Origin of the sequence: Bradyrhizobium sp. (assembly GCF_016213215.1) — a bacterium.
In the GTDB taxonomy this organism is placed as follows: Bacteria; Pseudomonadota; Alphaproteobacteria; order Rhizobiales; family Xanthobacteraceae; genus Bradyrhizobium.
On sequence record NZ_JACRAW010000129.1, the window covers coordinates 1 to 25,866 of the forward strand.

Here is a 25,866-nt window from a genome sequence, read left to right on the forward strand (position 1 = left end):
CCATCGCGCAGCCGGCGTACGGGGCGATGTACTGCAGGGGGGCGGGATCTTCGGCCGAGGCCGCGATGACGATGGTGTAGTCCATCGCGCCGTGCCGCTGCAGCGTCTCGACGACCGCGACGACGCTGGAGAGCTTCTGGCCGATCGCGACATTGACGCAATACAGCTTGATCTTCTCGTCAGGCTGCGCGTTGAGCGGCTTCTGGTTCAGGATGGTGTCGAGCGCGAGCGCGGTCTTGCCGGTCTGGCGGTCGCCGATGATCAATTCGCGCTGGCCGCGGCCGATCGGGATCAGGGCGTCGATCGCCTTCAGGCCCGTCGCCATCGGCTCGTGCACCGACTTGCGCGGAATGATGCCTGGCGCCTTGACGTCGACGCGGCGACGCTCGCTCGCCTGGATCGGCCCCTTGCCGTCGATCGGGTTGCCCAGCGCGTCAACCACGCGGCCGAGCAGTCCCTTGCCGACGGGGGTGTCGACGATGGCGCGGGTGCGCTTGACGGTCTGGCCTTCCTTGATCTCGCGGTCCGCGCCGAAGATGACGATGCCGACGTTGTCGGTTTCGAGGTTCAGCGCCATGCCGCGCGTACCGTTCTCGAACTCGACCATCTCGCCGGCCTGGACGTTGTCGAGGCCGTAGACGCGGGCGATACCGTCGCCGACGGACAGCACCTGTCCAACTTCGGAGACCTCAGCTTCCTGACCGAAATTCTTGATCTGTTCCTTGAGGATCGCGGAAATTTCCGCGGCGCGGATGTCCATCAGCCTGCCTCTTTCATCGCGTGCTTGATCGAATTGAGTTTGGTGCGAAGCGAACTATCCACCATCCGGCTGCCGAGCTTGACCACAAGGCCGCCGATGATCGAGGGATCGACTTTCACGTTGAGTGCGACGTCCTTGCCGGTCACCGACTGCAGTGCAGCCTTCAAGGAGTCGAGAGTCTTGTCGCTGAGCGGCTCCGCCACTGTCACGTCCGCGGATGCCTCGCCCTTGAACCTGGCGACCAGCGCGCGATAGGCGCGGATCACGTCGGTGACGGCAAACAGCCGGCGGTTGGCCGTCAGCACCATCAGCAGATTGGCAGAGGTGCCGGCAATGCCTGCCTTCTCGAGCACCGCCGCCAGGGCCTTCGCTTGAGCATCCGCGGAGAATACCGGGCTGCGCACCAGGCGCTTGAGATCGGCGCTCTCATTGAGCAGAGCATCGAATTTGTCGAGATCGGACTTGACCGCGTCGACCGCCTTCTGGTCGCGGGCCAGTTCAAACAAGGCCGTAGCATAACGGCCGGATACACCTGAGACAGAAGGATCTTCAGCAGCCACAGACGCGCTCTTTATAGCTGTCAAACTCGCAAGGGAAAAACCGTCGCCACAGAGCGGCGCCTAGCGATCCAAGCCCTTGGAATTCAAGCGGGACTTCGATTTTCGACCGGCAAGAGATTGCCGAGATCGTTAAAATCGCGGCTTTGCTAACATAGCAGGCGCGCAGGTGCAACATGACGGCAACGCTAAAGGCTGCGGCGTCTTGCGTTCACGGATGCGCACACACCGGCGGCCCCACCCAACCACATGCCGCAGTCTTGCCGGATTGGGAACCGGAGCCGATTGGCTCCGACGTGCCTTGTGGGAATTCATCCTGCGCCCAGCGCATAGGGCCCATGAACGCGGCTCGGCATTGCGGGAACCCGCGATGAAAGATTTTACCGATCGTTTACTTGCGCAAACCTCCCCGCCTACTGGCGACGACTTGTATTTACAGTATTGACAAGTATCGATTTGGTTAAAAATCCGTTAAATGGCAAGATTACGGAATATCAAGCGATTACCCGATGCGGTAACAAGATATTTCAGCCTGAGATAAACCAGATTTACTGCCCAATTCACGCCGCATTGCGACGTGAAACGGCACCTGGCTCGCAATGGATGGGAGCTCCACTGGCCACGAATGTGGCAATACTACCTAGAGGATGATTGAATGCTAATTTCGAAGACGCTGGGGAATATGACGCGGTCGCGTACGGCGCTCGCTGTGGCCGCCGCAACTCTCCTCATCGGCGGGACAACCACTGAGGTTTCGGCCAAGTCCAAACATCACCATCACCGGCATCACCACGCCTCCAAGAGCGCCGGCGCCACCGAAGGCTCGTGGCGGAACGCCAATGCGGCGGTCACCTCGTCGTTTGGAACCGGTGGGCGCACCTTCTCGGGCATGGCCTCCTACTATGGCAATGAGTCCGGGAGCCGGACCGCCTCCGGTCAGCGCTTCAACCAGAACGCCTTGACCGCAGCCCACCGCTCGCTGCCGTTTGGCACCCAGCTCCGGGTGACCCATGGCGGACGCAGCGTCATTGTCACGATCAACGACCGTGGCCCGTTCATCCGCGGCCGCGTCCTCGACCTCTCCACGGGCGCGGCGCGCGCCATCGGCCTGACCGGGGTCGGCGTGGGCCGCGTTACGGCCGAGGTCGTTTCCTAAGGCGTCGAAGACGCTTTTCAGCTCAGGAACAGCTCAGCACCTTTTCCGTCCAAGTTCAGGACGCGGGAACCTGCTGCATGCAAAACAGCCCGCCGTCGCCGATGACGGCGGGCTTTCTTGCGCGTGATCAAAAAAAGCTCTGCGGGTCGACATCGACCTCGAGCTTGAGATTGCCCTTGGGCCTGGGAGCAGCGGCGAGCCACTGCCGCAGATATTCCGAAAGGTCGAAGCCACGCGCCGATTTCACCAGCAGGCGGAAACGATACCGGCCCTTGATGACGGCGAGCGGCGCCTCGGCAGGCCCCAGCACCTGCACCCGCTCGTCGCGCGGCGCCAGGCCGACCAGCCTGCGGGCGAAACCTTCCGCGCTCGATCGATCCCCCGCAGAGACAATCAGGCTCGCGAGCCGGCCGAACGGCGGATATAGCGTGCGTTCGCGCGCCTCGATCTCGCTGGCATAGAAGGCCTCTCGGTCGCAGGCGACGAGCGCCTTCATGACAGGATGTTCGGGCTGGTGCGTCTGCAGGTAGCCGACGCCGCGGCCCTGGTCGCGCCCGGCGCGCCCGATCACCTGGTTGAGTAATTGCCAGGTTCGTTCGGCCGCCCGTGGATCACCGTTGCTCAAGCCGAGATCGGCATCCACAACGCCGACCAGGTTGAGGCGCGGGAAGTTGTGGCCTTTGGCCACGAGCTGCGTGCCGATGATGATGTCGACCCGGCCCTCGGCAATTTCGTTGAGCTCACTGCGCATGGTGTCGATCGAGGTGATGAGGTCGCTCGACAGCACCATGGTCCGCGCCTCGGGAAACAGGGCGGCGGCCTCTTCCTGCAGCCGCTCGACGCCCGGCCCGACCGCCACCAGCGATTCCTCCGCCGCGCAGTTCGGGCAGACGTGCGGCCGCGGCATCGAGAAGCCGCAGTGGTGGCAGACCAGCCGCTGGCGAAACCGGTGATCGACCAGCCAGGCGTCGCAGATGGTGCAGGCAAAGCGATGGCCACAGGCGCGGCACAGTGTGAGCGGCGCATAGCCACGGCGGTTGAGGAACAGCAACGCCTGTTCGCGCCGCTCGATCGCGCTTCTGATCTCGCCTGCAAGCCGCGGCGAGATGAAGCGGCCGCGCGGCGGCACCTCGCGGCGCAGGTCGATCGCCTCGATATGCGGCATGTGCTGGCCGCCGAAACGCGAGGACAGCTCGATACGCTGGTAGCGGCCCTTGCGGGCGTTGACCTCTGTCTCGATGGACGGCGTCGCAGAGGCCAGAACGATCGGAATCCTGGCGATGTGCGCCCGCACCACGGCCATGTCGCGGGCGTGATAGCGCACGCCGTCTTCCTGCTTGTAGGCCTGATCGTGCTCTTCATCGACCACGATCAGGCCGAGCTTCGCATAGGGCAGAAACAACGCCGAGCGCGCGCCGACCACCACGGGCGCTTCGCCGGCCGCAATCGCCGCCCAATTCCGTGCGCGCGTGCGCGGAGTCAGCTCCGAATGCCACTCGATCGGCCGCACGCCGAAACGCTGCGCGAAACGGTCGAGGAACTGGCCGGTGAGCGCGATCTCCGGCATCAGGATCAGGGACTGCTTGCCGCGGCGCATCGTCTCGGCGACCGCCTCGAAATAGACCTCGGTCTTGCCGGACCCGGTGACGCCGTCGAGGAGGGCAACATGAAAGGTGCCGTTGGCGGCGAGCGCGCGCATGCCATCGACCGCCGCACGCTGCTGGCGCGTGAACTCCGGCTGCGCATAGGCCGGATCCGGCGCGGGCGGCGGCGGTGCCGGCGGCATCGGTTCTGTCGCCAGCGTACCCTCATCGACAAGCCCGTCGATCACGCTGGTCGAGACGCCGGCCGCCTTCGCCGCTTCTGACTTGCCATGCAGCAGATGGTCCGAAAGCACATCGATCACACGGCGGCGCGCCGGTGTCAGCCGCCGCGGCGGATCGCCGACCAGCCGCACGCCGACCCGCACCCGCTCCGGGCCGAGATCTTCGCCCATGCGCAGGCACATGCGCAGGACCATGCCGCGGGGGCTGAGCGTATAGTTGGCGACCCAGTCGACCATCGCGCGCAATTCGGCTTTCAGCGGCGGAATGTCGAGCTTTTCGCCGACGTCCTTCAGGCGGTTGTGCAGACGCGGATCGGGATTGGGATTCTTCGCCCACACCACGCCAAGTACTTCGCGCGGACCGAGCGGCACGCCGATGAGATCGCCCGCCTCCAGTTCCATTCCGCGCGGCACGCGATAGGAATAGGTCTGGTCAAGCGCGACCGGCACCAGCACGTCGACGACGCGCGCTGATGCAGTTGCGGAAATACCGGTACGCGTGGAAGGGTCCATTGGCGGGAATCGGGTTGCGGTGCCGGCGAAGCTAGCCCCGCCGGGCGGAGTTAGCGAACGTTAAACGAAGAAGGTGCGATATAATCGCATAGATCACCGAGTCCCAAGGGTCCATGGCCAAAGCGGCTCCCGTGCAAGCGATCGCCCTCGAATGCGCCGATGAGAGTCTGGCGCTTCAGATGATGCGATGGCTGTCGCACCTGCGTGCGGAACGACGGCTGTCGCCGAAGACGCTGGAGGCCTACACCCGGGATCTCAGGCAATGTCTCGAATTCCTTTGCGAGCACTGGGGCGCACCCGTCACGCTGAAGCGCTTCGCCGCGCTCGAGGCTACCGACGTCAGGGCCTTCATGGCGATGCGACGGAGCGACGACATCTCAGGTCGTTCGCTGATGCGCGCCCTCGCCGGCCTGCGCTCATTCGGCCGCTTCCTGGAGCGCGAAGGCAAGGGCAGGGTCGGCGCGCTCTCGGCAATCCGCGCGCCCAAGATCGCAAAGAGTTTGCCGAAGCCGATCCAGATGGCGGCCGCAAAGAGGCTTGCCGACGCCGACGAGCGCGCCGGCGAATCGCGCGAGACCTGGATCCTGGCGCGCGATGCGGCGGTGATGGCGCTCCTGTACGGCTCGGGGCTGCGCATTTCCGAGGCCCTTGGCCTGAAGCGCCGCGACGTGCCCCTGCCCGGCCAGGGGGACGTGCTGATCGTCACCGGCAAAGGCAACAAGACCCGGATGGTGCCGGTGCTGCAGAACGTGCTGGCGCTGATCCAGGATTATGTCGCGATCTGCCCTTACCCACTGCCGGCGGAGGGGCCGATCTTCGTCGGCGCGCGCGGCGGGCCCCTGAGTCCCCGCATCATCCAGCTCGCGATGGAACGGCTACGCGGCGCGTTGGGGTTGCCGGAGAGCGCAACCCCACACGCCCTGCGCCATTCCTTCGCCACGCACCTTCTGTCCCGCGGCGGGGATTTGCGCGCCATACAGGAATTGCTCGGGCATTCCTCGCTCTCGACCACGCAGATCTATACCGGCATCGACACCGAGCGCCTCCTCGAAGTTTACGCGAGCGCTCATCCGCGCCGCTGATGCCACCCCGGCCTTGCCTAAGGGCTGACACGGGTTCGTCATAAACAGCTTGCCTCTTGCGCTCTCCTCGCGGTTCGGTCATTCGTGCAGCCGTCCGAGGCAGGAGGGAATCATGGGCGCACACGAGAGCATGGAGCATGCCGAACACGCCGAGCACGCTTCGAGCGAGAACAGGAAAATTGCACTTCTGATCGCGGTGCTCGCGCTCTTTCTGGCGATCTCGGAGACCCTGGGCAAGGGCGCACAGACCGAATCCATCAGCAAGAACGTCGAGGCCGCCAATCTGTGGGCGTTCTTCCAGGCCAAGAGCATCCGCCGTACCGTGGTGCAGACGGCGGCCGAACAATCAAAGCTGAGTCTCGCCGCACCGGCCGACGACGCCACCAAGGCCGCCGTGCAGAAGCAGATCGAAGACTGGCAGAAGAGCGCGGCACGCTACCGCTCCGAGCCGGAGACCGGCGAAGGATCGGAGCAGCTCGCCGCGCGAGCCAAGCACGCCGAGGAGGAGCGCAATCTTGCCACGGCTAAATACCATCACTTTGAGCTGGCCTCGGCCGCGTTCCAGATCGGGATCGTGCTGGCTTCGGCCACCATCATCACCGGCATGCTGGCGCTGTCCTGGATTTCCGGCGTGCTGACGCTTGCAGGCCTCTTCATGACCGCGCTCGGCCTGTGGTGGCCGCAGCTGTTGCATCTGCATTGAGACCCCACGCGAATTCTTTGAAGTCGCGTTGGGCAAGCCCGGCATGACGTCCAGAATGTGACTTGATCGGGCCGAGATCGTCATTGCGAGCGAAGCTTCGCCGCTTCGCTCCTCGCAATGACGCCAGGGTTCACGGCACTAGCGCGCTTCGTGCACGCTCTTGCGGAAGCGCTGGATCAAGCGCAGCGTACGCGAAGCCCAACCCTCGCCGTTTCCGCTGATGATGTCCCTGATACGCTGCTTGATCGGGTTGACCAGAGCCGCCGCCTTGGCGCGCAGCATCATCACGAATTCGTAGAGCTTTTCGAACCACGCCATCTCGAGAAGCTTCTCACGCGTCACGTCGAAGACGAACGCCGTCACGCCGAGGCCCAGGAATTTTGCGATCACGATCGTGAAGGCGGCGCTCATCCAGTATTCGTGGGCGAGCAGCCAGATGCCGACCAGCTTCAGCGGAAACAGCAGAATGATCGGCACGATGAACACAATGAGCGTCATCGCCGGCGACAGCGCGTCGACGCGTTCGGCGAGCCACTGCTTGCATTCCGCGAGCGGAATCGCCGCCACGACTCGCGCCACGACCGGTTCGAGATGGTCCCATAGCCAGGCTTCGATCAGGAAGATGATCGCCAGCAGGACCCAGAGAGGTTGAAGTAGGCGGCGCAGCATGGAAGGTTCTTAGCCGGAGCGTGGCCTACATATGGATGGCGCGTTTGCCGACTGCAAGCGCCGCTTCCTTGATCGCTTCCGAGCGGGTCGGATGAGCGTGACAGGTGCGCGCGAGATCTTCCGCACTGCCACCAAACTCCATCAAAACCGCCGCCTCGTGGATCATTTCACCGGCTTCGCGGCCGATGATGTGCACGCCGAGCACACGATCCGTCTTCGCATCTGCGAGAACCTTCACGAATCCGTCCGTGGTCTGGTTGACCTTGGAGCGGCCGTTGGCGGTAAAGGGAAACTTGCCGACGGTATAGGCGACGCCGGCCTGCTTCAGCTCGTCCTCGGTCTTGCCGACGGAAGCGACTTCCGGCGTCGTATACACTACACCGGGAATGACGTCGTAATTCACATGGCCCGCCTGGCCGGCGAGGATCTCCGCGATCGCGACGCCCTCATCCTCGGCCTTATGCGCGAGCATCGGGCCTGCGACCACGTCGCCGATCGCATAGATCCCTTTCACGGTGGTCGCAAAATGCGAATCGATCTGCACGCGGCCGCGGCTGTCGAGCGCCACGCCGGCTTCCTTCAAGCCGAGCCCTTCGGTGTAGGGAACGCGACCGATGCAGACCAGCACCACGTCCGGCTCCAGCGTCTCCGCCGGACCGCCGGCCGCCGGTTCGAGGGTGGCCTTCAGCGCCTTGCCTGACGTGTCGACGGCCGTGACCTTGGTGCCGAGCTTGAACGCGAAACCCTGCTTTTCCAGCATGCGCTGGAATTGCCGCGCGACCTCGCCATCCATGCCAGGCAGGATGCGATCGAGGAATTCAACGACCACCACTTCGGCTCCCAGCCGGCGCCACACCGAGCCGAGCTCCAGTCCGATCACGCCGGCGCCGACGACGAGCAGCTTGCCGGGCACTCTGTCCAGCGACAGCGCTCCGGTGGACGAAACGATTCGCTTTTCGTCGATCTCTATCCCTTTCAGCCGCGCGATATCGGAGCCGGTGGCGATCACGATGTTCATCGTCTCGACCGGCTGCGCCTTGCCGTCAGAGCCGGTGACCTCCACCTTGCCCGTGCCGAGAATCTTGCCGCGGCCATGGATCACGTCGATCTTGTTCTTCTTCATGAGGAACTCGACGCCCTTGACGTTGCCGTCGATGCCCTGCTGCTTGAAATTCATCATCGCCGGGAGATCGAGCTTCGGCGCAGAGACGCCGACGCCCATCTTGGCGAACGAATGCGCGGCTTCCTCGAACATCTCGGAGGCATGCAGCAGCGCCTTCGACGGCATGCAGCCGGTATTGAGACAGGTACCGCCGAGGCTGGCACTCTTCTCCACCACGGCGACTTTCATGCCGAGCTGCGCCGCGCGCACGGCGCAGACATATCCGCCTGGACCGGTGCCGATGACAACGAGATCGTAGGTAGCCATAAGAGGAAGTCCTGTAGGTAAGCGTTGCGCTAGAGCGGGATGGGCTCACCATCGCGCTCTAGTTTTTCGATTGAGCATGGCCCATTTTGGAAAACCGGTGCCCACTGTTCCGCACCATGCTCTAGCGTCCACCCGACACGTCAAGAATGGCGCTGGTGACGTAGGAAGCATCTTCCGACATAAGCCAGACGATGGCCTTGGCGATTTCTTCGGCGTTGCCGACGCGCTTCATCGGCACCATATGCGCGAGCCGATGGGCACGGTCCGGCTCGCCGCCTGAAGCGTGGATTTCGGTGTCGATCAGCCCCGGGCGGATGGCAGCGACACGAATGCCTTCGCCGGCGACCTCATAGCCGAGGCCGACGGTGAAAGAATCGATCGCGCCCTTCGAAGCGGCATAGTCAACATAAGTATTGGGCGAACCAAGCCTCGAGGCGACCGAAGACAGATTGACGATGACGCCGCCTCTGCCGCCGTGGCGCGTCGACATCCGCTTCACCGCCTCGCGCGCGCAAAGAATGCTGCCGGTGACGTTGACCGCCATGATGCGCCGGATGCGGTCGGCGGACATTTCATCGACGCGGGAGGTCGGACCGACGACGCCGGCGTTGTTCACCAGCGCGCCCAGAGTGCCGAACTTGTCCGCCGCCTTGAACAGCGCGAGGATGTCGCTCTCCTCGCCTACGTCGCATTTTACGGCGATCGCCTTGCCATTGGTGGCCTCGATCGTCGAGACCACTTTGTGGGCGGCGGCCTCGTTGCTGGCATAGCCGATGCATACGCGAAAGCCACGCTCCGCCGCCGCAATCGCGGTGGCGCGGCCGATGCCGCGACTGCCGCCCGTGATGATCGCAACCCTATCCGTCACGTCCACCTCCTTCATCCGCCGCGTACGACCACGCTTGTGCGCGCAAATGGCAGTTTAGCGCACCGATCCAGATCAGAGGTCCAACACCATCCGCGCCGGATCTTCCAGGCCTTCCTTGACTCGCACCAGGAAAGTGACCGCTTCCTTGCCGTCGATCACGCGGTGATCGTAGGACAGCGCCAGATACATCATCGGGCGGATCTCGACCTTGCCGCCGATCACCATCGGGCGTTCCTGGATCTTGTGCATGCCCAGAATACCGGACTGCGGTGCGTTGAGGATCGGCGTCGACATCAGCGAGCCGTAGATGCCGCCATTGGTGATGGTGAAGGTGCCGCCCTGCATCTCCTCGATCTTGAGCTGGCCGTCGCGGGCCCTGCGGCCGTAGTCGCCGATCGACTTCTCGATTTCGGCGATCGACCTGTAATCGCAGTCGCGCACCACGGGCACCACCAGGCCGCGGTCGGTGCCGACGGCGATACCGACGTGATAATAGTTCTTGTAGATGATATCGGTGCCGTCGATCTCGGCATTGACCGCCGGTATGTCTTTCAGGGCCTGCACGCAGGCCTTGGTGAAGAAGCCCATGAAGCCGAGCTTCACGCCGTGCTTCTTCTCGAACACGTCCTTGTACTGAGCACGCAGTGCCATGACGTTGGTCATGTCGACCTCGTTGAAGGTCGTGAGCATGGCGGCGTTGTTCTGCACATCCTTCAGGCGCCGCGCGATCGTCTGGCGCAGCCGTGTCATCTTCACGCGCTCTTCGCGCGCGGCATCGTCGGCCGGCGACGGCGCGCGCACCTGCACCGAGGCAGCGGGTTGATTGACCGGAGTCGGCGCCGATGCCGCCCGTTCGATTGCCGCGAGCATGTCACCCTTGGTGACGCGACCGTCCTTGCCGGAGCCGGGGACGGTGGACGCGTCGATCCCGCTTTCGGCGGAGAGCTTGCGGACGGACGGCGCGAGCGGCGATTCGGACGGTGCGGCCTTTGCGGCCGCAGCAGCCGGTGCGGGCGCGGCCGGTGCCGACGCAGCCGGCCTGGCAGGAGCGGCGGCGGGCTTTGCGGCTGCCGGCGCACCACCTTCATTGATCTGGCCGAGCAGCGCACCGACCGCGACGGTCTCGCCGTCCTTGGCGATGATCTCGCCCAGCGTGCCGGCCGACGGCGCCGGGACCTCGATGGTGACCTTGTCGGTCTCGAGCTCAACCAGCGGCTCATCCACCGCGACGGGATCGCCTGCTTTCTTGAACCAGCGGCCGATGGTGGCCTCGGTGACGGACTCGCCGAGCGTCGGCACACGAATTTCAGTCATGGTCTTTTCCTCAGATCGCCTATGCGGTCGCAAATTCAAGCTGCCATCGTCCGCCAAGACGGACGGCCCAGCACCCCGCGTCGTTTGTGATCACAACTGCCGGACGGCGTACTGGAGCCCCGCTTTCGCGTGGCATGACGCAATACGAAAGTTCAGTTCAATGCCTCGTCCAGCAGCGCCTTGAGCTGCGCCAAATGCTTCGACATCAGGCCGGTGGCCGTCGCCGCGGAAGCTGCGCGCCCGACGTAGCGCGGACGCCTGCTCACCCCGTTCACCTGATTGAGCACCCACTCGAGATAGGGCTCGATGAAATGCCACGCACCCATGTTCCGCGGCTCTTCCTGGCACCAGATCACCTCGGCCTTCTTGAACCGCAAGAGCTCATGCACCAGGGCCTTCAGCGGCACCGGATAGAGCTGCTCGATTCGCATCAGGTAGATGTCGTCGATGCCCCGCTTCTCACGCTCTTCGTACAGATCATAATAGACCTTGCCCGAGCACAGGATCACGCGGCGGATCTTGTCGTCCGGCGCCAGCTTGATACCCTCGTCCCGCTGCATCTGCGCGTCATCGTACAGGATGCGGTGAAAGCTCGTCCCGTGGCCGAGTTCCTCGAGCCGCGAAACACAGCGCTTGTGACGCAGCAGCGACTTCGGGGTCATCAAGATCAGCGGCTTGCGGATCTCGCGATGCAGCTGCCGCCGCAGGACATGGAAGTAGTTGGCCGGCGTCGTGGGATAGACCACCTGCATGTTGTCTTCGGCGCAGAGCTGCAGGAAGCGCTCGAGCCGGGCCGAGGAATGCTCCGGTCCCTGACCCTCATAGCCGTGCGGCAGCATGCAGACGAGACCCGACATTCGCAGCCATTTGCGTTCGCCCGAGGAGATGAACTGGTCGAACAGGACCTGCGCGCCGTTGGCGAAGTCGCCGAACTGCGCCTCCCAGACAGCCAGCGTGTTCGGCTCGGCGAGGGAATAGCCGTATTCGAAGCCCAGCACCGCTTCTTCCGACAGCAGCGAATTGATGACCTCGTAATGGCCCTGGCGACCGCCGAGATGGTTGTACGGCGTGTAGCGGCTCTCGTCCTCCTGGTCGATCAGGACCGAATGGCGCTGCGAGAAAGTGCCGCGTTCGCAGTCCTGGCCCGACAGGCGCACATGATGGTCCTCGTTCAGGAGCGTGCAGAACGCCAGCGCCTCGCCGGTCGCCCAGTCGATGCCGACGCCGTTCTCGATCGCCCTGGCGCGGTTCTCGAGGAAACGCTGGATGGTGCGATGAACGCGGAAGCCGTCCGGCACCTTGGTGATCTTGCGGCCGATGTCCTTCAGGATCGGCAGATCGACCCCCGTGACGCCGCGGCGCGCATCCTCGTCCTGGTCGGCGATCTTGAAGCCGGCCCACTTGCCGTCCAGCCAGTCGGCCTTGTTGGGCTTGTAGCTCGCGGCGGCCTCGAACTCGGCATCGAGACGCGCGCGCCAGTCGGCCTTGGCCTTTTCGACCTCGCCCTCGGTCACGACTCCTTCGGCGATCAGCCGCTTGGAGTAGATCTCCAGCGTCGACGGGTGCGAGGCGATCTTCTTGTACATCACCGGCTGGGTGAAGGCCGGCTCGTCGCCCTCGTTGTGGCCATGCCTGCGGTAGCAGAACATGTCGATGACGACGGGCTTGTGGAATTTCTGCCGGAACTCGGTCGCGACCTTGGCCGCGAACACCACCGCTTCCGGATCGTCGCCGTTCACATGGAATATCGGCGCGTCGATCATCTTCGCCACGTCCGACGGATAGGGTGAGGAACGCGAATAGCGCGGATAGGTGGTGAAGCCGATCTGATTGTTGACGATGAAATGCACCGAGCCCCCGGTGCGATAGCCCTTCAGGTCCGACAGCGCGAAGCACTCGGCGACGACGCCCTGGCCGGCGAACGCGGCGTCGCCATGCATCAGGAGCGGCAGCACCGAAATGCGCATGTCCGGCGGATCGCCATGCTGGTCCTGCTTCGCACGCACCTTGCCGAGCACGACGGGATCGACGATCTCCAGGTGCGAAGGATTGGCGGTGAGCGAAAGGTGAATGCGGTTGCCGTCGAACTCGCGATCGGAGGAGGCGCCGAGGTGATACTTCACGTCGCCCGAGCCTTCAACGGCGTCGGGATTGGCCGAGCCGCCCTTGAACTCGTGGAACAGCGCGCGCTGCGACTTGGCCATCACCTGTGTCAGCACGTTGAGGCGACCGCGATGCGGCATGCCGAGGACGATTTCCTTCAGGCCGAGATTGCCGCCCCGCTTGATGATCTGCTCGAGGGCCGGGATCAGCGCTTCGCCGCCGTCGAGCCCGAAACGCTTGGTGCCGGTGAACTTCAGGTCACAGAACTTCTCGAAACCTTCGGCCTCGACCAGCTTGATGAGAATTGCGCGGCGGCCTTCCCGGGTGAAGCTGATCTCCTTGTCCGGACCTTCGATGCGCTCCTGAATCCAGGCCTTCTGCGCAGGGTTGGTGATATGCATGAACTCGACGCCAAGCGTCTGGCAGTAGGTGCGCTCGCAGATGGCGACGATTTCGCGCAGCGTGCCGTATTCGAGGCCGAGCACGTGGTCGAGGAAGATCCTGCGGTCAAGATCCGCCTCGGTGAAACCGTAGGTACGCGGATCGAGCTCTTCGCGGTTGCGCGGCGCCTCGATGCCGAGCGGATCGAGCTTGGCGTGGAAGTGGCCGCGCATGCGATAGGCGCGGATCAGCATCAGAGCACGCACGGAGTCGCGCGTTGCCTGGTGCAGGTCGGCAGCGGTGAGCTCGGCACCTTTGGTTTGCGCCTTGGCGGCAAGCTTGGCGCCGACCGCCTTCTCCGTTTCGACCCAATTGCCGTCGAGCGCGGAGGTGAGTTCGTCGCGCGGTGTCAGCGGCCAATTGTTGCGGGCCCATGACGGCCCTTCGGCGTTCTTGCGAACATCGGCGGGCGGATCCTTCAGGCTTCTGAAGAACTCCTGCCACTCGACGTCCACGGAGGCCGGGTCGTTCTCGTAACGAGAATAGATATCATCAATGTAGGCAGCGTTGGTGCCCTGCAGAAAGGACGAGAGGGCGAAGGCGGCGTTCGCGTCTTGGCGAGACATAAATTAGCTTCCTGGCGATTTCGGAGCGCACAGATAGGCGGCGCGTAAACCGACCCCCGGCAAGGATCGGCGCGACCCGCACCGTTTACCCTATCTGGTGCGAAACTTCGCCCGGAAAACAACCAAGTGCTGAATTACGATTTCAATTTTTCGGCAAGCGTCTTCCCGAGCCGAGCAGGCGACGGAGAAACGGTGATTCCGGCCGATCGCATGGCGTCGGTCTTGGAACCCGCGTCGCCTTTGCCGCCGGAAATGATCGCGCCGGCGTGTCCCATGCGGCGACCCGGGGGTGCTGTAACACCAGCGATGAATCCCACCATCGGCTTTTTGCGACCGCGCTTCGCCTCGTCCTTGATGAACTGGGCGGCGTCTTCCTCGGCCGAGCCGCCGATCTCGCCGATCATGATGATGGATCCGGTCTTTGGATCGGCGAGGAGCATCTCCAGCACATCGATGAACTCGGTGCCCTTGACCGGATCGCCGCCGATGCCGACAGCGGTGGTCTGGCCAAGGCCTTCCTGGGTGGTCTGGAATACCGCCTCATAGGTGAGCGTGCCTGAGCGCGAGACGATGCCGACCGAGCCCGGCCGGAAGATGTTGGCCGGCATGATGCCGATCTTGCACTCGCCGGCGGTCATGACGCCCGGGCAGTTCGGCCCGATCAGGCGCGACTTGGAGCCGGACAGTGAGCGCTTGACCCGCACCATGTCGAGAACGGGAATACCTTCGGTGATGCACACGATCAGCGGGATCTCCGCATCGATCGCTTCGCAGATCGCGTCCGCCGCGCCCGGCGGCGGCACGTAGATCACCGACGCATCCGCGGCGGTGTTCTCGCGCGCTTCCCGCACGGTGTCGAAAACCGGCAGGCCGAGATGGGTGGAGCCGCCTTTGCCCGGCGAGATGCCGCCGACCATCTTGGTGCCGTAGGCTATGGCGGCCTCCGAATGGAAAGTGCCGTTCTTGCCGGTGAAGCCCTGGCAGATGACCTTGGTGTTCTTGTCGATCAGGATGGACATGAGACTGCTTTCGCGAAACAAACGGTATGAGGTCAGTGAATGCGCCGGTAGATGCCGGTGAGGACGTCGGCCCATCCTTCGGCGTCGGGCGAGAATTGGATCTTCATCGAGTAGGAATCATCGTCGATGATCTCGTAGAGGTGGCGCGCGTTGCCGCGCAGCGAGCCGCGCACCAGCGTCAGGGTGGCGCCGACCCAGCCGCCGGAAGCCGGCGACGGCGAGGTATAGCCAAGCGAGTCGTACCAGAACAACTTGTAGGTCCGATCGTCGCGGTCGTAGGTGAACAAGCCGTGGGTGGCAAATATCTGCTTGCCGTCACGCTCCTGGCGCGTGTCCTGGATGAGATAGAAGCCGTTGAGATCCATGCGCGCCACAACCCGGGAAGTGGCCGGTCCACCCGCGGTCCAGCGTGACGGATAGACCATTTCCTCGCCGGCCCATTCGCCCGCAAAAACCGCGAGCCGGCGGTGTTCTTCCAACGGTGTCGGTGCGGCGAGATGGTCAGCCATCGCTAGCCTCCCTTGACGGCTTTCACGATTTGCTGCGCGGCATCGTCGAGGTGATCGGCAGTCAACACGTTGAAACCGGAATCCTCGATGATCTTCTTGCCGGCCTCAACGTTGGTACCTTCCAGCCGCACCACCAGCGGCACCTTCAGGCCGACTTCCTTCACGGCAGCGACCACGCCTTCGGCGATGATGTCGCACTTCATGATGCCGCCGAAGATGTTAACGAGGATGCCCTTCACGTTGGGATCGGCAGTGATGATCTTGAATGCCGCCGTAACCTTGGTCCTGTCGGCGCCGCCGCCGACGTCGAGGAAGTTGGCTGGCGCCATGCCATAGAGCTTGATGATGTCCATCGTCGCCATCGCGAGGCCGGCGCCGTTGACCATGCAGCCGATGGTGCCATCGAGCGCGATATAATTGAGATCGAATCTCGACGCCTCGATTTCCTTGGCATCCTCCTCGGTTTCATCGCGCAGCGCGACCACGTCGGGATGGCGATAGACGGCGTTATCATCGAACGACACTTTGGCGTCGAGGACGCGCAGATCGCCCTGTTTGGTAACGACCAGCGGATTGATTTCCAGCATCGCCATGTCCTTGGCAACGAAGGCGGTGTAGAGCCGTGCCACCAATTTTTCCGCCTTCTTGGCGAGATCGCCAGTCAGCTTCAGGGCTTTCGCTACCGTGCGGCCGTGATGCCCCATGATTCCGGTCGCCGGATCGACGGAAAACGTGATGATCTTCTCTGGTGTCTTGTGCGCGACTTCTTCGATATTGACGCCGCCCTCGGTCGAAACCACGAACGATACTTTGGAGGTTTCGCGGTCGACCAGAATGGAGAGATAGAACTCCTTGTCGATGTCGGAGCCTTCCTCGATGTAGAGACGGTTCACCCGCTTGCCGGCGGGTCCGGTCTGCTCGGTAACGAGGGTCGCGCCGAACATCTGCTTGACGAACCCGTTAACCTCGGCAGCCGACTTCGCGACGCGAACGCCGCCCTTGTCGCCGGCGGAAGCTTCCTTGAACCTACCCTTGCCACGGCCGCCGGCATGGATCTGGCTCTTAACCACCCATACCGGGCCGCCGAGTTCGTCGACGGCGGTGTCTGCGTCGGATAGCTTGATGATCGCGACACCGCGCGACACCGGCACGCCGAACTCGCGCAGCAGAGCCTTGGCCTGGTATTCATGGATATTCATCTGGACGCTCCCCAAAACTCGTAGCGGCGAATTCTACAGTTCACCGGCATTGGTAGTTGGCATGCCATATACCAATAGCGCAACCCTGAAACCGCTCTCGCCCCGCGAAGGGGCGAAAGCCGAGCCAAATCAACGTCCGAGCAGGTCGGGCGCGATCTTCTTGCAGGCATCGACCAGACCCTGCACCGCGGCAACCGACTTCTCGAAGGCTTCCCGGTCCTTGCCGGAAAGCTCGATCTCGACGACGCGCTCGACGCCCTTCGCTCCGATGATCACGGGCACGCCGACATACATGTCCTTCACGCCATACTCGCCGTTCAGATAGGCCGCACACGGCAGGACGCGCTTCTTGTCCCTCAGGAAGCTCTCGGCCATGGCGATGGCGGAGGCGGCCGGCGCGTAAAAAGCCGAGCCGGTCTTGAGCAAGTTGACGATCTCGGCGCCGCCGTTGCGGGTGCGGTCGACGATCTCGTCGAGTCGCGCCTGTGAGGTCCAGCCCATCTTGATGAGATCCGGCAACGGAATACCGGCCACGGTGGAATAGCGAACCAGCGGGACCATCGTGTCGCCGTGGCCGCCAAGCACAAAGGCGGTGACGTCCTCCACCGAAACGTTGAACTCGTCGGCGAGGAAGTAGCGGAACCTGGCCGAGTCCAGGACGCCGGCCATGCCGACCACCTTTTTCTGCGACAGTCCGGAAGCCTTCTGCAGCGCCCACACCATCGCGTCGAGCGGGTTGGTGATGCAGATGACGAAAGCCTCGGGCGCGTATTTCTTGATGCCGGCGCCGACCTGCTCCATCACCTTCAGGTTGATGCTGAGAAGATCGTCGCGGCTCATCCCGGGCTTGCGCGGCACGCCGGCGGTGACGATGCACACCTTGGCGTTGTCCAGCGCCTCGTAGGAATTCGCGCCGGTGTAATGCGCATCAAAACCGTCAACCGGCGAGGATTGCGCGATATCCAGCGCCTTGCCCTGAGGCACGCCTTCCGCAATGTCGAACATCACGACATCGCCCAGCTCTTTCAGGCCGATGAGGTGAGCCAAGGTTCCACCGATCTGGCCGGAGCCAATCAAAGCAATCTTGTCGCGCGCCATGGGAAATCTGTCCTTTGAACCCGGAGAGAGAAACTGGATGGGTGGTTATCGCTTTCGACCGGCGCGTTCAAGTCGCCGAATGCCCAATTGTCGGGCGTGCCGAGATTTGGTGCGGCAGCCGCGCCAGCCCTCGCGTCTTTGTCACGCAGCGCCTGTCATGGGAGTGCGCCTTCCCTGACCCGCCGGCCCGCGATGACAGCGAATTGTCAGGTTTCCACCAATCCGTTGGTCGAGTCGCTGGCGGCGGAATCCTTGCGGCCATGGGGCAGAGCCAAATAGGATTCCGAGCTCATTTCGATCAGGCGCGAGGAAGTCCGTTTGAACTCGTTGGCTTCGGTGCCTTCTGTCGCGAGATAAAGCGACAGCGGATCGGCCTTCGCCGAAGCCATCAGCTTCACCGCGTTATCATAGAGCGTATCGATCAGGGTGATGAAGCGCTTGGCGGCGTTGCGGTCCTGATAGTCCATCACCGGAATATGGTCGACCAGGATCGTGTGGTACTCGTGCGCGAGCCGCAAATAGTCGGACGCGGCAAGCGGCTTCTCGCACAGGTCGGCAAAGGAGAACCGCGCCACGCCGTGCGCCGACCACGGCACGTGCAGGATGCGCCCTTTGATCGAGATGTCGCGCGGCATGCACCTGGCGTGCCCGGTCAAGCTGCCCCAGGCATGATCGAGTGCGGCGTCGGCGGCAGGGTCCGCAGGCACCAGCCACATGTTGACGCCCGCCAGCTTTTCAAGGCGGAAATCGGTGCGCGCCTCTAATCGCAGCACGTCCATGTGGTCCTTGATCTGGGCGATGAAGGGCAGGAACAGCGCACGATTCAGTCCTCCCTTGTAGAGATCCGCCGGCGCCACGTTGGAGGTCGCCACCACCACGGTGCCGAGCTCGAACAGTTTGGCGAACAGACGGCCCAGGATCATGGCATCCGCAATGTCGGTAACGTGGAATTCGTCGAAGCAGAGCAGCCAGCTCTCGTCGAAGATCGAAGACGCGGTCATGCCAATGACGTCGGTGTCCGCGATCTCGCCGCGCGCGATGTTCTGGCGGTAGCCATAGATGCGCTCATGCACCTCGGCCATGAATTCATGGAAATGCGCACGGCGCTTGAGCGGGACCGAACTGGACTCGAAGAACAGGTCCATCAGCATGGTCTTGCCACGGCCGACCTCGCCATGGATATAGAGGCCGCGCGGCGGCTGTTCCTTGTCGGCAAACAGCCGGCCGAACAAGCCCTGCTTGCGCAGCGGCTTGTGGTTCGAAAGCCGCCGTTCCAGGCTGGCAAACGCCTCTGCGGCCTCGGCCTGGGCCGGATCTGCTTCGATCTCCCCTGACGAGACGAGAGCCTGATACTGGGCGCGGAATGAGGATGGCGGGGTAGAGAGCATGGCCTCCTTTACCGCCAGAGGCGCACGAAAAATGCAAGCCGTGAATCAGTGCAGGGGGTATGCGCCGGGCTACGTACCGGTTCGCCTCACGGCATCATGGTTAAGCCAGGCGGAGACCGCGCCAGATCAAGGGGCGGATCGCACCGCGTTCCTACGGCTCAGCTCGTAACAATCCTCGACCACGTAGGGCCCCCCTCCGGTGGAGGCGCGGGACGAGAACAGCACGAACCGGTCGGCGGTGAACACCTTGCTTGGAAACCAGCCGCGCACCGAAAGATACTCGGCGACGTCCTGGCTGGACGCATCGTACAGGCGGGCCAGCGTCACATGGGGGATGAATTTGCGTCCCTCGGGACTTAGGCCCATGCGCTGCATCAGCCGCTCGAGTTCAGCCTGTAGTTCGATCAGTGGCCGGCTCGGAACAATCGTTGCGACAACGGCGCGCGGCTTGCGCCCGCCAAAGCTCGACAAGCCCTGCACGGTCACCTCAAACGGCCCGCGGTTGACGCGAAACAGCATCGAGGCAATCTCGTTGGCCGAAACGCCGTCGATATCGCCGATGAAGCGCAGAGTGACGTGGTAGTTTTCGGGATCGATCCAACGGGCGCCCGGGAGGCCGCCCCGCAAGTTGGAAAGCGTCTGGCCGACATCGGCCGGAATTTCCAGACCAGTAAACAAACGCGGCATCGTTAAACACTCCCGATGCTGGGACACGGATCCCGCAATCGAAAGGACCGTGTCCTGAATGGAGCCGGCAACGAATCACCGGTAATCTGATTACTATCGCAGTTATGTGACTCTGCGAAGCATGCCCCGCGAAAGCCCGGGGAAACTCTCGCGATCAGGAATTGTGCTGCCTGCTTTTCAACGGCGCTGCTCGTTCATGGTGCCAACAAATGCCTCCACGGTAGGCATGATGCGCGTGACGATCACATCGACGCCTTCCGCCGTCGGGTGAATGCCGTCGGCCTGGTTGAGCCTGGCATCGGCCGCAACCCCATCGAGAAAGAAGGGATAGAGCGGCACGTCGAATTTCCTGGCGAGCTCCGGATATATCGCGTTGAAGCGCTCCGCAAAGTCGGCGCCGTAATTCGGCGGCGCCAGCATCCCGCACAGAAGCACCCTGATGCCGCGCGCCTTCAGCCGCGTCAGGATGTCCGACAGCGCCGCGCGCGTGACAGCCGGATCGATGCCACGCAGCGCATCATTGGCGCCGAGCTCGACAATGACACCCTCGGTTCCTTCCGGGACCGACCAGTCGAGGCGGTCGCGTCCTCCGGATGCGGTATCCCCGGACACCCCGGCATTGCCGATGTCGACCGCTATACCTTTGTCCCGCAATGCTTTTTGCAACCTGGCCGGAAATGCCGCCTGTCCCGCAAGCCCTAGACCGGCGCTCAAGGAATCGCCGAGCACGACGAGCTTGACCGGCCTGTTCTCCGCCCGTACCGGGCCGCTGGCCAGGATCGTCATGAAAGCGAGAATCAACACGGCTATGTGCATGAACAATCCGTAAGGCCTCTCGACCAGGCTCTGCCAAGTGCCATATGACCGGATCATGGACAGTCGTATCGAACCCTCAGCTCTGAACGGCCTTGCGCCGGACACCATTTCCATCTCGGACGTCAATCTCTCGTTGGGCACGGGTGCGGCGCGCGTCCACATTCTGAAGGATATTAGCCTGCGCATCGCGGCGGGCGAAGCGGTAGGCCTGATTGGCCCCTCAGGCTCAGGCAAGTCCACTCTGCTGATGGTGATGGCGGGATTGGAGCGTCCTGACAGCGGAGAGGTGGTGGTGGGCGGCACGCCTTTCAATGCCCTCGACGAGGACGCGCTCGCGCGCTTCCGCGGCCGCCAGGTCGGCATCGTGTTTCAATCGTTCCATCTGATCCCCACCATGACGGCGCTGGAGAATGTTGCGGTGCCTCTGGAACTCGCGGGCAGTCCCGATGCCGCCAAACGCGCCGCGCAGGAGCTCGCCTCAGTCGGCCTCGGCGATCGCCTGCACCACTATCCGACGCAACTCTCGGGCGGCGAGCAGCAGCGAGTCGCACTGGCCCGCGCGCTGGCCCCAGACCCGGCCATCCTGGTTGCCGACGAACCTACCGGCAATCTCGACGAGGCAACGGGCAAGCAGATCGTCGATCTCATCTTCACCAAGCACGCCGAACGCGGCATGACGCTGGTGCTGGTGACCCACGACTCTTCGCTCGCGCATCGCTGCGACCGCGTGATCCGTCTGCGCTCGGGCCGTATCGAACAGAAAGTGCACCCATGAGCGTTGCCGCCGAACCGATCGGCCGCGGTCGGGCGGCGTCGCTGTCATTGCGCTACGCGCTGCGCGAACTGCGCGGCGGGCTGCGCGGCTTCTACGTCTTCATCGCCTGTATCGCGCTCGGCGTCATGGCGATTGCCGGCGTCGGCTCGGTTGCGGCCAGCCTCAGCGACGGGCTGGCGCGCGAGGGCCGCACGCTGCTTGGCGGAGACGTCGCCTTCTCGCTTTTCCAGCGCGAAGCGGGACCGGCGGAAGTCGAATTCCTGCGCGCGCGCGGAGCCGTATCCGTTGCGGCGACCTTGCGCGCCATGGCCCGTACGGATAACGGCAAACTGGCGCTGGTGGAGATGAAGGCGGTCGACAACGCCTATCCAATGATGGGCGAGTTGATCTTGGACCCGAAGCTGCCGCTCGACCAACTGCTCGGCCACCGCGATGGCGCCTTCGGCGCGGCCGCCGACCCGGCGCTGCTGGCGCGGCTCGGTTTGAAGGCCGGAGACAGTGTCACCATCGGTCATGCGAGTTTCCGGATCCGCAGCGCGCTCCAGGGCGAGCCGGACAAGCTTGCCGGCGGTATCGGCTTAGGCCCCAGGTTCCTGATCAGCGACACCGGATTGCGCGCCACGGGCCTGCTGCAACCCGGCAGTCTGGTGCGCTGGACGTATCGGGTGAAGCTGCCCGATGGAGCCAACCATAATCGCGCCACCGCCACGTTCATCGACGAGGTCCGGAGCACACTGCCGCGCGCGGGCTGGGAGATGCGCAGCCGGGCCAATGCCTCCCCGCAGCTCGAACGCAACATCAACCGATTCACGCAGTTCCTGACCCTCGTCGGACTTGCCGCGCTCCTGGTCGGCGGCGTCGGCGTCGCCAATGCGGTCAAGAGCCACATCGATCGCCGGATCGAGGTGATCGCGGCGTTCAAGGCGGTCGGCGCCACCGGGCGCGACGTGTTCGGCATTTATCTTGCGCAGGTCATCCTGCTGGCCGGGATCGGCTCCGTGGTCGGCCTTGCCGCGGGCGGCGCCCTGCCTTTCATCATCGTCGGGCTGTTTGGCAAGTTGTTGCCGCTCCCGGTGGTTCCGGCGGTGCATCCGGACGAGCTTGGCCTGTCCTTCGTCTACGGTCTCCTCACCGCACTGGCCTTCGGCCTGTGGCCGCTCGGACGGGTGCACGATGTGCCTGTGGCCGCCTTGTTTCGCGACGCCGTGAGTACCGAATGGCACCGGCCGCGCTGGCGCTATCTCGCGCTGATGGCCGCGGTGATCGCGTCCCTGGTTGCCGTCGTGGTCGGGCTTTCATACGACAAGCGCGTCGCGATCGTGTTCGTGCTCGCCTCCATCCTGGTGTTCGCGTTATTGCGCGGCATCGCCGCAGCGTTGATGGCGCTGGCGCGACAGTTGCCGCGCACGAACCTTCCGATGCTGCGGCTGGCAATCGCCAACATTCATCGGCCGGGCGCCCTGACGCCCTCGGTGGTCTTGTCGCTGGGTCTCGGCCTCGCGGTTCTCGTCACCATCACCCAGATCGACGGAAATCTGCGGCAGCAGTTTCTCGCCGCGCTGCCTGAGCGGGCTCCCTCGTTCTACTTCATCGACATTCCGAGCGCGGAAGCCGGCCGCTTCGATTCCTATCTTCAGCAGATCGCGCCAGGCTCGAAGGTCGAAGACGTGCCCATGCTGCGCGGCCGGATCGTCGCCGCGCGCGGCGTCAAGGCCGAGGAACTGCAGCCTTCGACCGATGCCGAATGGGTCCTGCAGAGCGACCGCGGCCTGACCTATACCGGCGAATTGCCGAAGGGATCCACAGTGGTCGAGGGCGAGTGGTGGGGCGCCGACTACAAGGGGCCTCCACTGGTCTCGATGGAGAAGAAGATCGCCGACGGCCTCAGGCTGAAGATCGGCGACGAGGTCGTCGTCAACGTCCTCGGCCGCGACATCCCGGCGCGCATCGGCAACCTGCGCAACATCGACTGGCAGGGGCTCGGCATCAATTTCGTCCTGGTGTTCTCCCCCAACGCTTTCAAAGGCGCCCCACACACCCATGTGGCGACGTTGACGGAGAACCATTCGGACGCGGCGGAGGATGCCCGGATCATCAAGCACGTCGCGGATGCCTATCCGATGGTGACGAGTGTCCGGGTCCGCGAGGTGATGGAAACCGTGGGATCGGTCGTCACTAATCTAGCGACGGCAATCCGCGGTGCCAGCGCAGTCACGCTGATCTCCGCCATCCTGGTGCTGGGGGGGGCGCTCGCCGCGGGCCACCGCCACCGGGTGTATGACGCCGTGATCCTCAAGACGCTGGGCGCTACCCGGCTGAGGCTGCTCGGCGCCTATGCGCTTGAATATCTCCTGATCGGGCTCGCCACCGCGGTCTTTGGCGTCATCGCCGGCAGTGTCGCGGCCTGGCTCATCGTGACGAAGCTGATGACCCTGACCTATGCCTGGCAGGCCGGAAGCTCGGCGGCCGTGGTGCTGGCGGCCCTTCTGGTCACCGTCGGGCTGGGCCTCGCCGGGACCCTGCTTGCGCTTAATCAGAAGCCCGCAACCGTGCTCCGCAATTTGTGACAAATTGAAGCGGGTGGCTGCGATGATCGGTACAACCCTCATTTCGCGGGCAAAAGGCGGCTGTTGGCCGGCCCCAGACCGCAGAGCGACATTCAGCCGCGCGTTTCCGCTTGCAGCAGCCGTGTTAATTTCCCACATACTCAGTGGGTTCGGATACCCGCCTGATGACGCAAAATTAATGCTCTGCAGGCTGACGTATCCGGGATTGAACTAGACGAGCCGGCGGTGCAGACCCTTGTACCGGACCGGGCAACCAACGGGAATTCGACCATGTCGGACCTAGACCGTAACTACGCCTCTCCCTTCGGCCGGGCCGCCGGGCGCATAGACGCCGCGACGGTCGATGCCGGTCTGCGCGCCTACATGCTGCGCATCTACAACTACATGAGCATTGGCCTGGCCATCACCGGCTTTGCCGCGCTCGGCATCTATATGGCGGCGGTAACGTCCGATCCGTCGGGTGCCGCCGCGAAGTTCGGCAGCGCCTTCCTGACGCCGTTCGGCTACGCGATGTACGTGAGCCCGCTGAAGTGGCTGTTCATCCTGGCGCCGCTTGTCATGGTGTTCGCGATCTCGGCCGGCATCAACCGCCTGGCACCCTCGACCGCCCAGCTGCTGTTCTGGGTGTTCTCGGCGCTGATGGGCGTGTCGCTGTCCTCGATCTTCCTGGTGTACACGCACACCTCGATCGTACGGGTGTTCTTCATCACCGCCGCCACCTTCGGCGCGCTGAGCCTGTACGGCTACACCACGCGGCGTGACCTGACCGGGATGGGCTCCTTCCTGTTCATGGGCCTCGTGGGCATCATCATCGCGAGCCTGGTGAACCTGTTCCTGGCCAGCTCGATGCTGCAGTTCATCGTGTCGGTCGTCGGTGTGCTGGTCTTCGCCGGCCTCACCGCCTGGGACACCCAGCGTCTGAAGAACGACTACATCTACGGCTATGCCTCGGCCGGCGGTGAAACGGCGGAACGTGCGTCGATCATGGGTGCACTGTCGCTGTACCTGAACTTCATCAACCTGTTCACGCTCCTGCTTCAGCTGCTCGGTCAGCGCGATAACTGACCGCCTCAGGGCGGCACCTAACCGAAGCCCCGGCCTCACCGCCGGGGCTTTTGTTTGTCTCGCGTCACGGCCAGCTTCGGCGCGCATGGGATTGCTGGCTTGCGCCGACGATGCCGAAACTTCGGCTTCCAGCCGGGGTGACAAGCCTCTAGTCTGGCGACATGTCCGTGCCCGAAATCAGGCCCAGCGCCGAGGCCGATCTTCCCGCCATCACCGGCATCTACGAACACGCGGTGCGTTACGGCACCGCGACCTTCGAATTGATCCCGCCCGATCTTGCCGAGATGACGCGGCGCTTCAACGCGCTGATGCAGGGCGCTTATCCCTATTTCGTTGCCGAGCTGAACGGGCGCGTGGTGGGGTATGCCTATGCCGGCCCCTATCGGCCGCGCCCCGCCTACCGGTTTACGGTGGAGAATTCAATCTATCTCGATCCGGCGATTCAACGCCGCGGCATCGGCCTGCGGCTGCTGCAGCGCCTCATCCTCGAATGCGAGGTGCGCGGCTTCCGACAGATGATCGCCGTGATCGGCGACTCCGCCAATACCGGATCAATAGCGGTTCATGCCAAAACCGGATTCAAGCTGATCGGCACGCATCCCAATGTCGGTCTGAAGTTTGGTCGCTGGCTCGACACCGTGATGATGCAGCGATCGCTCGGCGAAGGCTCCGCAACGGTGCCGACGACAGATTCCGGGTAGGACTAGTTGTCGCCAGGCTATTCGGAGCGATGCGCGGCCGCGCCCCGCGGCAGGGA

The 25,866-nt window shown here is 63.7% G+C and carries 21 protein-coding genes and 1 pseudogene; 7 read left to right on the forward strand and 15 right to left on the reverse strand.

Annotation, left to right across the window (positions count from 1 at the left end):
* Positions 1-760 (reverse strand): annotated as a pseudogene (locus HY852_RS21190) (F0F1 ATP synthase subunit alpha); the annotation flags it as partial.
* Positions 760-1,320: a F0F1 ATP synthase subunit delta gene (locus tag HY852_RS21195; protein WP_291606843.1), complete on the reverse strand. Its 561-nt coding sequence runs from the start codon at positions 1,318-1,320 to the stop codon at positions 760-762. The gene HY852_RS21195 and the pseudogene HY852_RS21190, both read right to left, overlap by 1 nt.
* A 652-nt stretch (positions 1,321-1,972) precedes the next feature.
* Here HY852_RS21195 and HY852_RS21200 point away from each other — a divergent pair.
* Complete coding sequence (locus tag HY852_RS21200; RefSeq protein WP_291606844.1) at positions 1,973-2,473, forward strand: septal ring lytic transglycosylase RlpA family protein; 501 nt, start codon at positions 1,973-1,975, stop codon at positions 2,471-2,473.
* Positions 2,474-2,600: 127 nt separating this feature from the next.
* On the opposite strand, the gene HY852_RS21205 is transcribed toward HY852_RS21200, so the two are convergent.
* On the reverse strand, positions 2,601-4,811 hold the full coding sequence (locus tag HY852_RS21205; protein WP_291606845.1) for a primosomal protein N': 2,211 nt from the start codon (positions 4,809-4,811) through the stop codon (positions 2,601-2,603).
* A gap of 113 nt (positions 4,812-4,924) precedes the next feature.
* Here HY852_RS21205 and HY852_RS21210 point away from each other — a divergent pair, with 113 nt between their 5' ends.
* Positions 4,925-5,893 carry a tyrosine recombinase XerC gene (locus tag HY852_RS21210; RefSeq protein ID WP_291606846.1) on the forward strand — a complete coding sequence of 323 codons (969 nt, stop codon included), beginning with the start codon at positions 4,925-4,927 and terminating at the stop codon, positions 5,891-5,893.
* A 112-nt stretch (positions 5,894-6,005) separates the two neighbouring features.
* Positions 6,006-6,596 (forward strand): DUF4337 domain-containing protein, encoded by a 591-nt coding sequence (locus tag HY852_RS21215; RefSeq protein ID WP_291606847.1) that lies wholly within the window; start codon positions 6,006-6,008, stop codon positions 6,594-6,596.
* 138 nt (positions 6,597-6,734) lie between these two features.
* On the opposite strand, the gene HY852_RS21220 is transcribed toward HY852_RS21215, so the two are convergent.
* The 12 genes from HY852_RS21220 to HY852_RS21275 all read right to left on the reverse strand — a co-directional run bounded on the left by HY852_RS21220 (position 6,735) and on the right by HY852_RS21275 (position 20,702).
* Positions 6,735-7,265 (reverse strand): hypothetical protein, encoded by a 531-nt coding sequence (locus HY852_RS21220; protein ID WP_291606848.1) that lies wholly within the window; start codon positions 7,263-7,265, stop codon positions 6,735-6,737.
* Between the two features lie 25 nt (positions 7,266-7,290).
* The gene (gene lpdA / locus HY852_RS21225) at positions 7,291-8,694 is read right to left on the reverse strand and encodes a dihydrolipoyl dehydrogenase (RefSeq protein WP_291606849.1); all 1,404 of its coding nucleotides are present in this window, start codon (positions 8,692-8,694) and stop codon (positions 7,291-7,293) included.
* Positions 8,695-8,815: 121 nt separating this feature from the next.
* Positions 8,816-9,562 (reverse strand): SDR family oxidoreductase, encoded by a 747-nt coding sequence (locus HY852_RS21230; protein WP_291606851.1) that lies wholly within the window; start codon positions 9,560-9,562, stop codon positions 8,816-8,818.
* 72 nt (positions 9,563-9,634) lie between these two features.
* Complete coding sequence (gene odhB / locus HY852_RS21235; RefSeq protein WP_291606852.1) at positions 9,635-10,876, reverse strand: 2-oxoglutarate dehydrogenase complex dihydrolipoyllysine-residue succinyltransferase; 1,242 nt, start codon at positions 10,874-10,876, stop codon at positions 9,635-9,637.
* Between the two features lie 152 nt (positions 10,877-11,028).
* Positions 11,029-13,986: a 2-oxoglutarate dehydrogenase E1 component gene (locus tag HY852_RS21240; protein WP_291606853.1), complete on the reverse strand. Its 2,958-nt coding sequence runs from the start codon at positions 13,984-13,986 to the stop codon at positions 11,029-11,031.
* A 134-nt stretch (positions 13,987-14,120) separates the two neighbouring features.
* Positions 14,121-15,005 (reverse strand): succinate--CoA ligase subunit alpha, encoded by an 885-nt coding sequence (gene sucD, locus HY852_RS21245; protein ID WP_291606854.1) that lies wholly within the window; start codon positions 15,003-15,005, stop codon positions 14,121-14,123.
* A 32-nt stretch (positions 15,006-15,037) separates the two neighbouring features.
* Positions 15,038-15,514, reverse strand: a complete 477-nt coding sequence (locus HY852_RS21250; RefSeq protein WP_291606855.1) for a DUF1579 family protein — start codon at positions 15,512-15,514, stop codon at positions 15,038-15,040.
* Positions 15,515-15,516: 2 nt separating this feature from the next.
* Positions 15,517-16,713, reverse strand: a complete 1,197-nt coding sequence (gene sucC, locus HY852_RS21255) for an ADP-forming succinate--CoA ligase subunit beta (protein WP_291606856.1) — start codon at positions 16,711-16,713, stop codon at positions 15,517-15,519.
* 129 nt (positions 16,714-16,842) lie between these two features.
* Complete coding sequence (mdh, locus tag HY852_RS21260; RefSeq protein WP_291606857.1) at positions 16,843-17,811, reverse strand: malate dehydrogenase; 969 nt, start codon at positions 17,809-17,811, stop codon at positions 16,843-16,845.
* A 206-nt stretch (positions 17,812-18,017) separates the two neighbouring features.
* Positions 18,018-19,199, reverse strand: coding sequence for a cell division protein ZapE (gene zapE / locus HY852_RS21265; RefSeq protein WP_291606858.1), 1,182 nt, complete (start codon positions 19,197-19,199; stop codon positions 18,018-18,020).
* A gap of 126 nt (positions 19,200-19,325) precedes the next feature.
* Positions 19,326-19,886, reverse strand: a complete 561-nt coding sequence (gene thpR, locus HY852_RS21270) for an RNA 2',3'-cyclic phosphodiesterase (RefSeq protein WP_291606859.1) — start codon at positions 19,884-19,886, stop codon at positions 19,326-19,328.
* 177 nt (positions 19,887-20,063) lie between these two features.
* On the reverse strand, positions 20,064-20,702 hold the full coding sequence (locus tag HY852_RS21275; protein ID WP_291606879.1) for an arylesterase: 639 nt from the start codon (positions 20,700-20,702) through the stop codon (positions 20,064-20,066).
* Positions 20,703-20,757: 55 nt separating this feature from the next.
* On the opposite strand from HY852_RS21275, the gene HY852_RS21280 reads away from it, so the two are divergent.
* The 4 genes from HY852_RS21280 (at position 20,758) to HY852_RS21295 (ending at position 25,810) form a co-directional block, all read left to right on the forward strand.
* Entirely contained in the window at positions 20,758-21,477 is a 720-nt protein-coding gene (locus HY852_RS21280; RefSeq protein ID WP_291606860.1) for an ABC transporter ATP-binding protein, read from the forward strand.
* A complete protein-coding gene (locus HY852_RS21285; protein WP_291606861.1) occupies positions 21,474-24,044 on the forward strand; it encodes an FtsX-like permease family protein in 2,571 nt (856 codons plus the stop codon). The genes HY852_RS21280 and HY852_RS21285 overlap by 4 nt, the downstream gene beginning before the upstream one ends.
* Positions 24,045-24,314: 270 nt before the next feature.
* A complete protein-coding gene (locus HY852_RS21290) occupies positions 24,315-25,109 on the forward strand; it encodes a Bax inhibitor-1/YccA family protein (RefSeq protein ID WP_291606862.1) in 795 nt (264 codons plus the stop codon).
* A gap of 161 nt (positions 25,110-25,270) precedes the next feature.
* On the forward strand, positions 25,271-25,810 hold the full coding sequence (locus HY852_RS21295) for a GNAT family N-acetyltransferase (protein ID WP_291606863.1): 540 nt from the start codon (positions 25,271-25,273) through the stop codon (positions 25,808-25,810).
* The last annotated feature ends 56 nt before the right edge of the window (positions 25,811-25,866 follow it).

What these genes read in the sequence shown, in the direction of transcription:
- sucC (WP_291606856.1), bottom strand. Translation starts at nt 16,713, where the DNA reads ATGAATATCCATGAATACCAGGCCAAGGCTCTGCTGCGCGAGTTCGGC.
- mdh (WP_291606857.1), bottom strand. Translation starts at nt 17,811, where the DNA reads ATGGCGCGCGACAAGATTGCTTTGATTGGCTCCGGCCAGATCGGTGGA.
- thpR (WP_291606859.1), bottom strand. Translation starts at nt 19,886, where the DNA reads ATGCCGCGTTTGTTTACTGGTCTGGAAATTCCGGCCGATGTCGGCCAG.
- HY852_RS21290 (WP_291606862.1), top strand. Translation starts at nt 24,315, where the DNA reads ATGTCGGACCTAGACCGTAACTACGCCTCTCCCTTCGGCCGGGCCGCC.
- HY852_RS21215 (WP_291606847.1), top strand. Translation starts at nt 6,006, where the DNA reads ATGGGCGCACACGAGAGCATGGAGCATGCCGAACACGCCGAGCACGCT.
- HY852_RS21220 (WP_291606848.1), bottom strand. Translation starts at nt 7,265, where the DNA reads ATGCTGCGCCGCCTACTTCAACCTCTCTGGGTCCTGCTGGCGATCATC.
- HY852_RS21210 (WP_291606846.1), top strand. Translation starts at nt 4,925, where the DNA reads ATGGCCAAAGCGGCTCCCGTGCAAGCGATCGCCCTCGAATGCGCCGAT.
- HY852_RS21295 (WP_291606863.1), top strand. Translation starts at nt 25,271, where the DNA reads ATGTCCGTGCCCGAAATCAGGCCCAGCGCCGAGGCCGATCTTCCCGCC.
- HY852_RS21280 (WP_291606860.1), top strand. Translation starts at nt 20,758, where the DNA reads ATGGACAGTCGTATCGAACCCTCAGCTCTGAACGGCCTTGCGCCGGAC.
- HY852_RS21205 (WP_291606845.1), bottom strand. Translation starts at nt 4,811, where the DNA reads ATGGACCCTTCCACGCGTACCGGTATTTCCGCAACTGCATCAGCGCGC.
- odhB (WP_291606852.1), bottom strand. Translation starts at nt 10,876, where the DNA reads ATGACTGAAATTCGTGTGCCGACGCTCGGCGAGTCCGTCACCGAGGCC.
- zapE (WP_291606858.1), bottom strand. Translation starts at nt 19,199, where the DNA reads ATGCTCTCTACCCCGCCATCCTCATTCCGCGCCCAGTATCAGGCTCTC.
- sucD (WP_291606854.1), bottom strand. Translation starts at nt 15,005, where the DNA reads ATGTCCATCCTGATCGACAAGAACACCAAGGTCATCTGCCAGGGCTTC.
- HY852_RS21250 (WP_291606855.1), bottom strand. Translation starts at nt 15,514, where the DNA reads ATGGCTGACCATCTCGCCGCACCGACACCGTTGGAAGAACACCGCCGG.
- HY852_RS21240 (WP_291606853.1), bottom strand. Translation starts at nt 13,986, where the DNA reads ATGTCTCGCCAAGACGCGAACGCCGCCTTCGCCCTCTCGTCCTTTCTG.
- lpdA (WP_291606849.1), bottom strand. Translation starts at nt 8,694, where the DNA reads ATGGCTACCTACGATCTCGTTGTCATCGGCACCGGTCCAGGCGGATAT.
- HY852_RS21200 (WP_291606844.1), top strand. Translation starts at nt 1,973, where the DNA reads ATGCTAATTTCGAAGACGCTGGGGAATATGACGCGGTCGCGTACGGCG.
- HY852_RS21275 (WP_291606879.1), bottom strand. Translation starts at nt 20,702, where the DNA reads ATGCACATAGCCGTGTTGATTCTCGCTTTCATGACGATCCTGGCCAGC.
- HY852_RS21285 (WP_291606861.1), top strand. Translation starts at nt 21,474, where the DNA reads ATGAGCGTTGCCGCCGAACCGATCGGCCGCGGTCGGGCGGCGTCGCTG.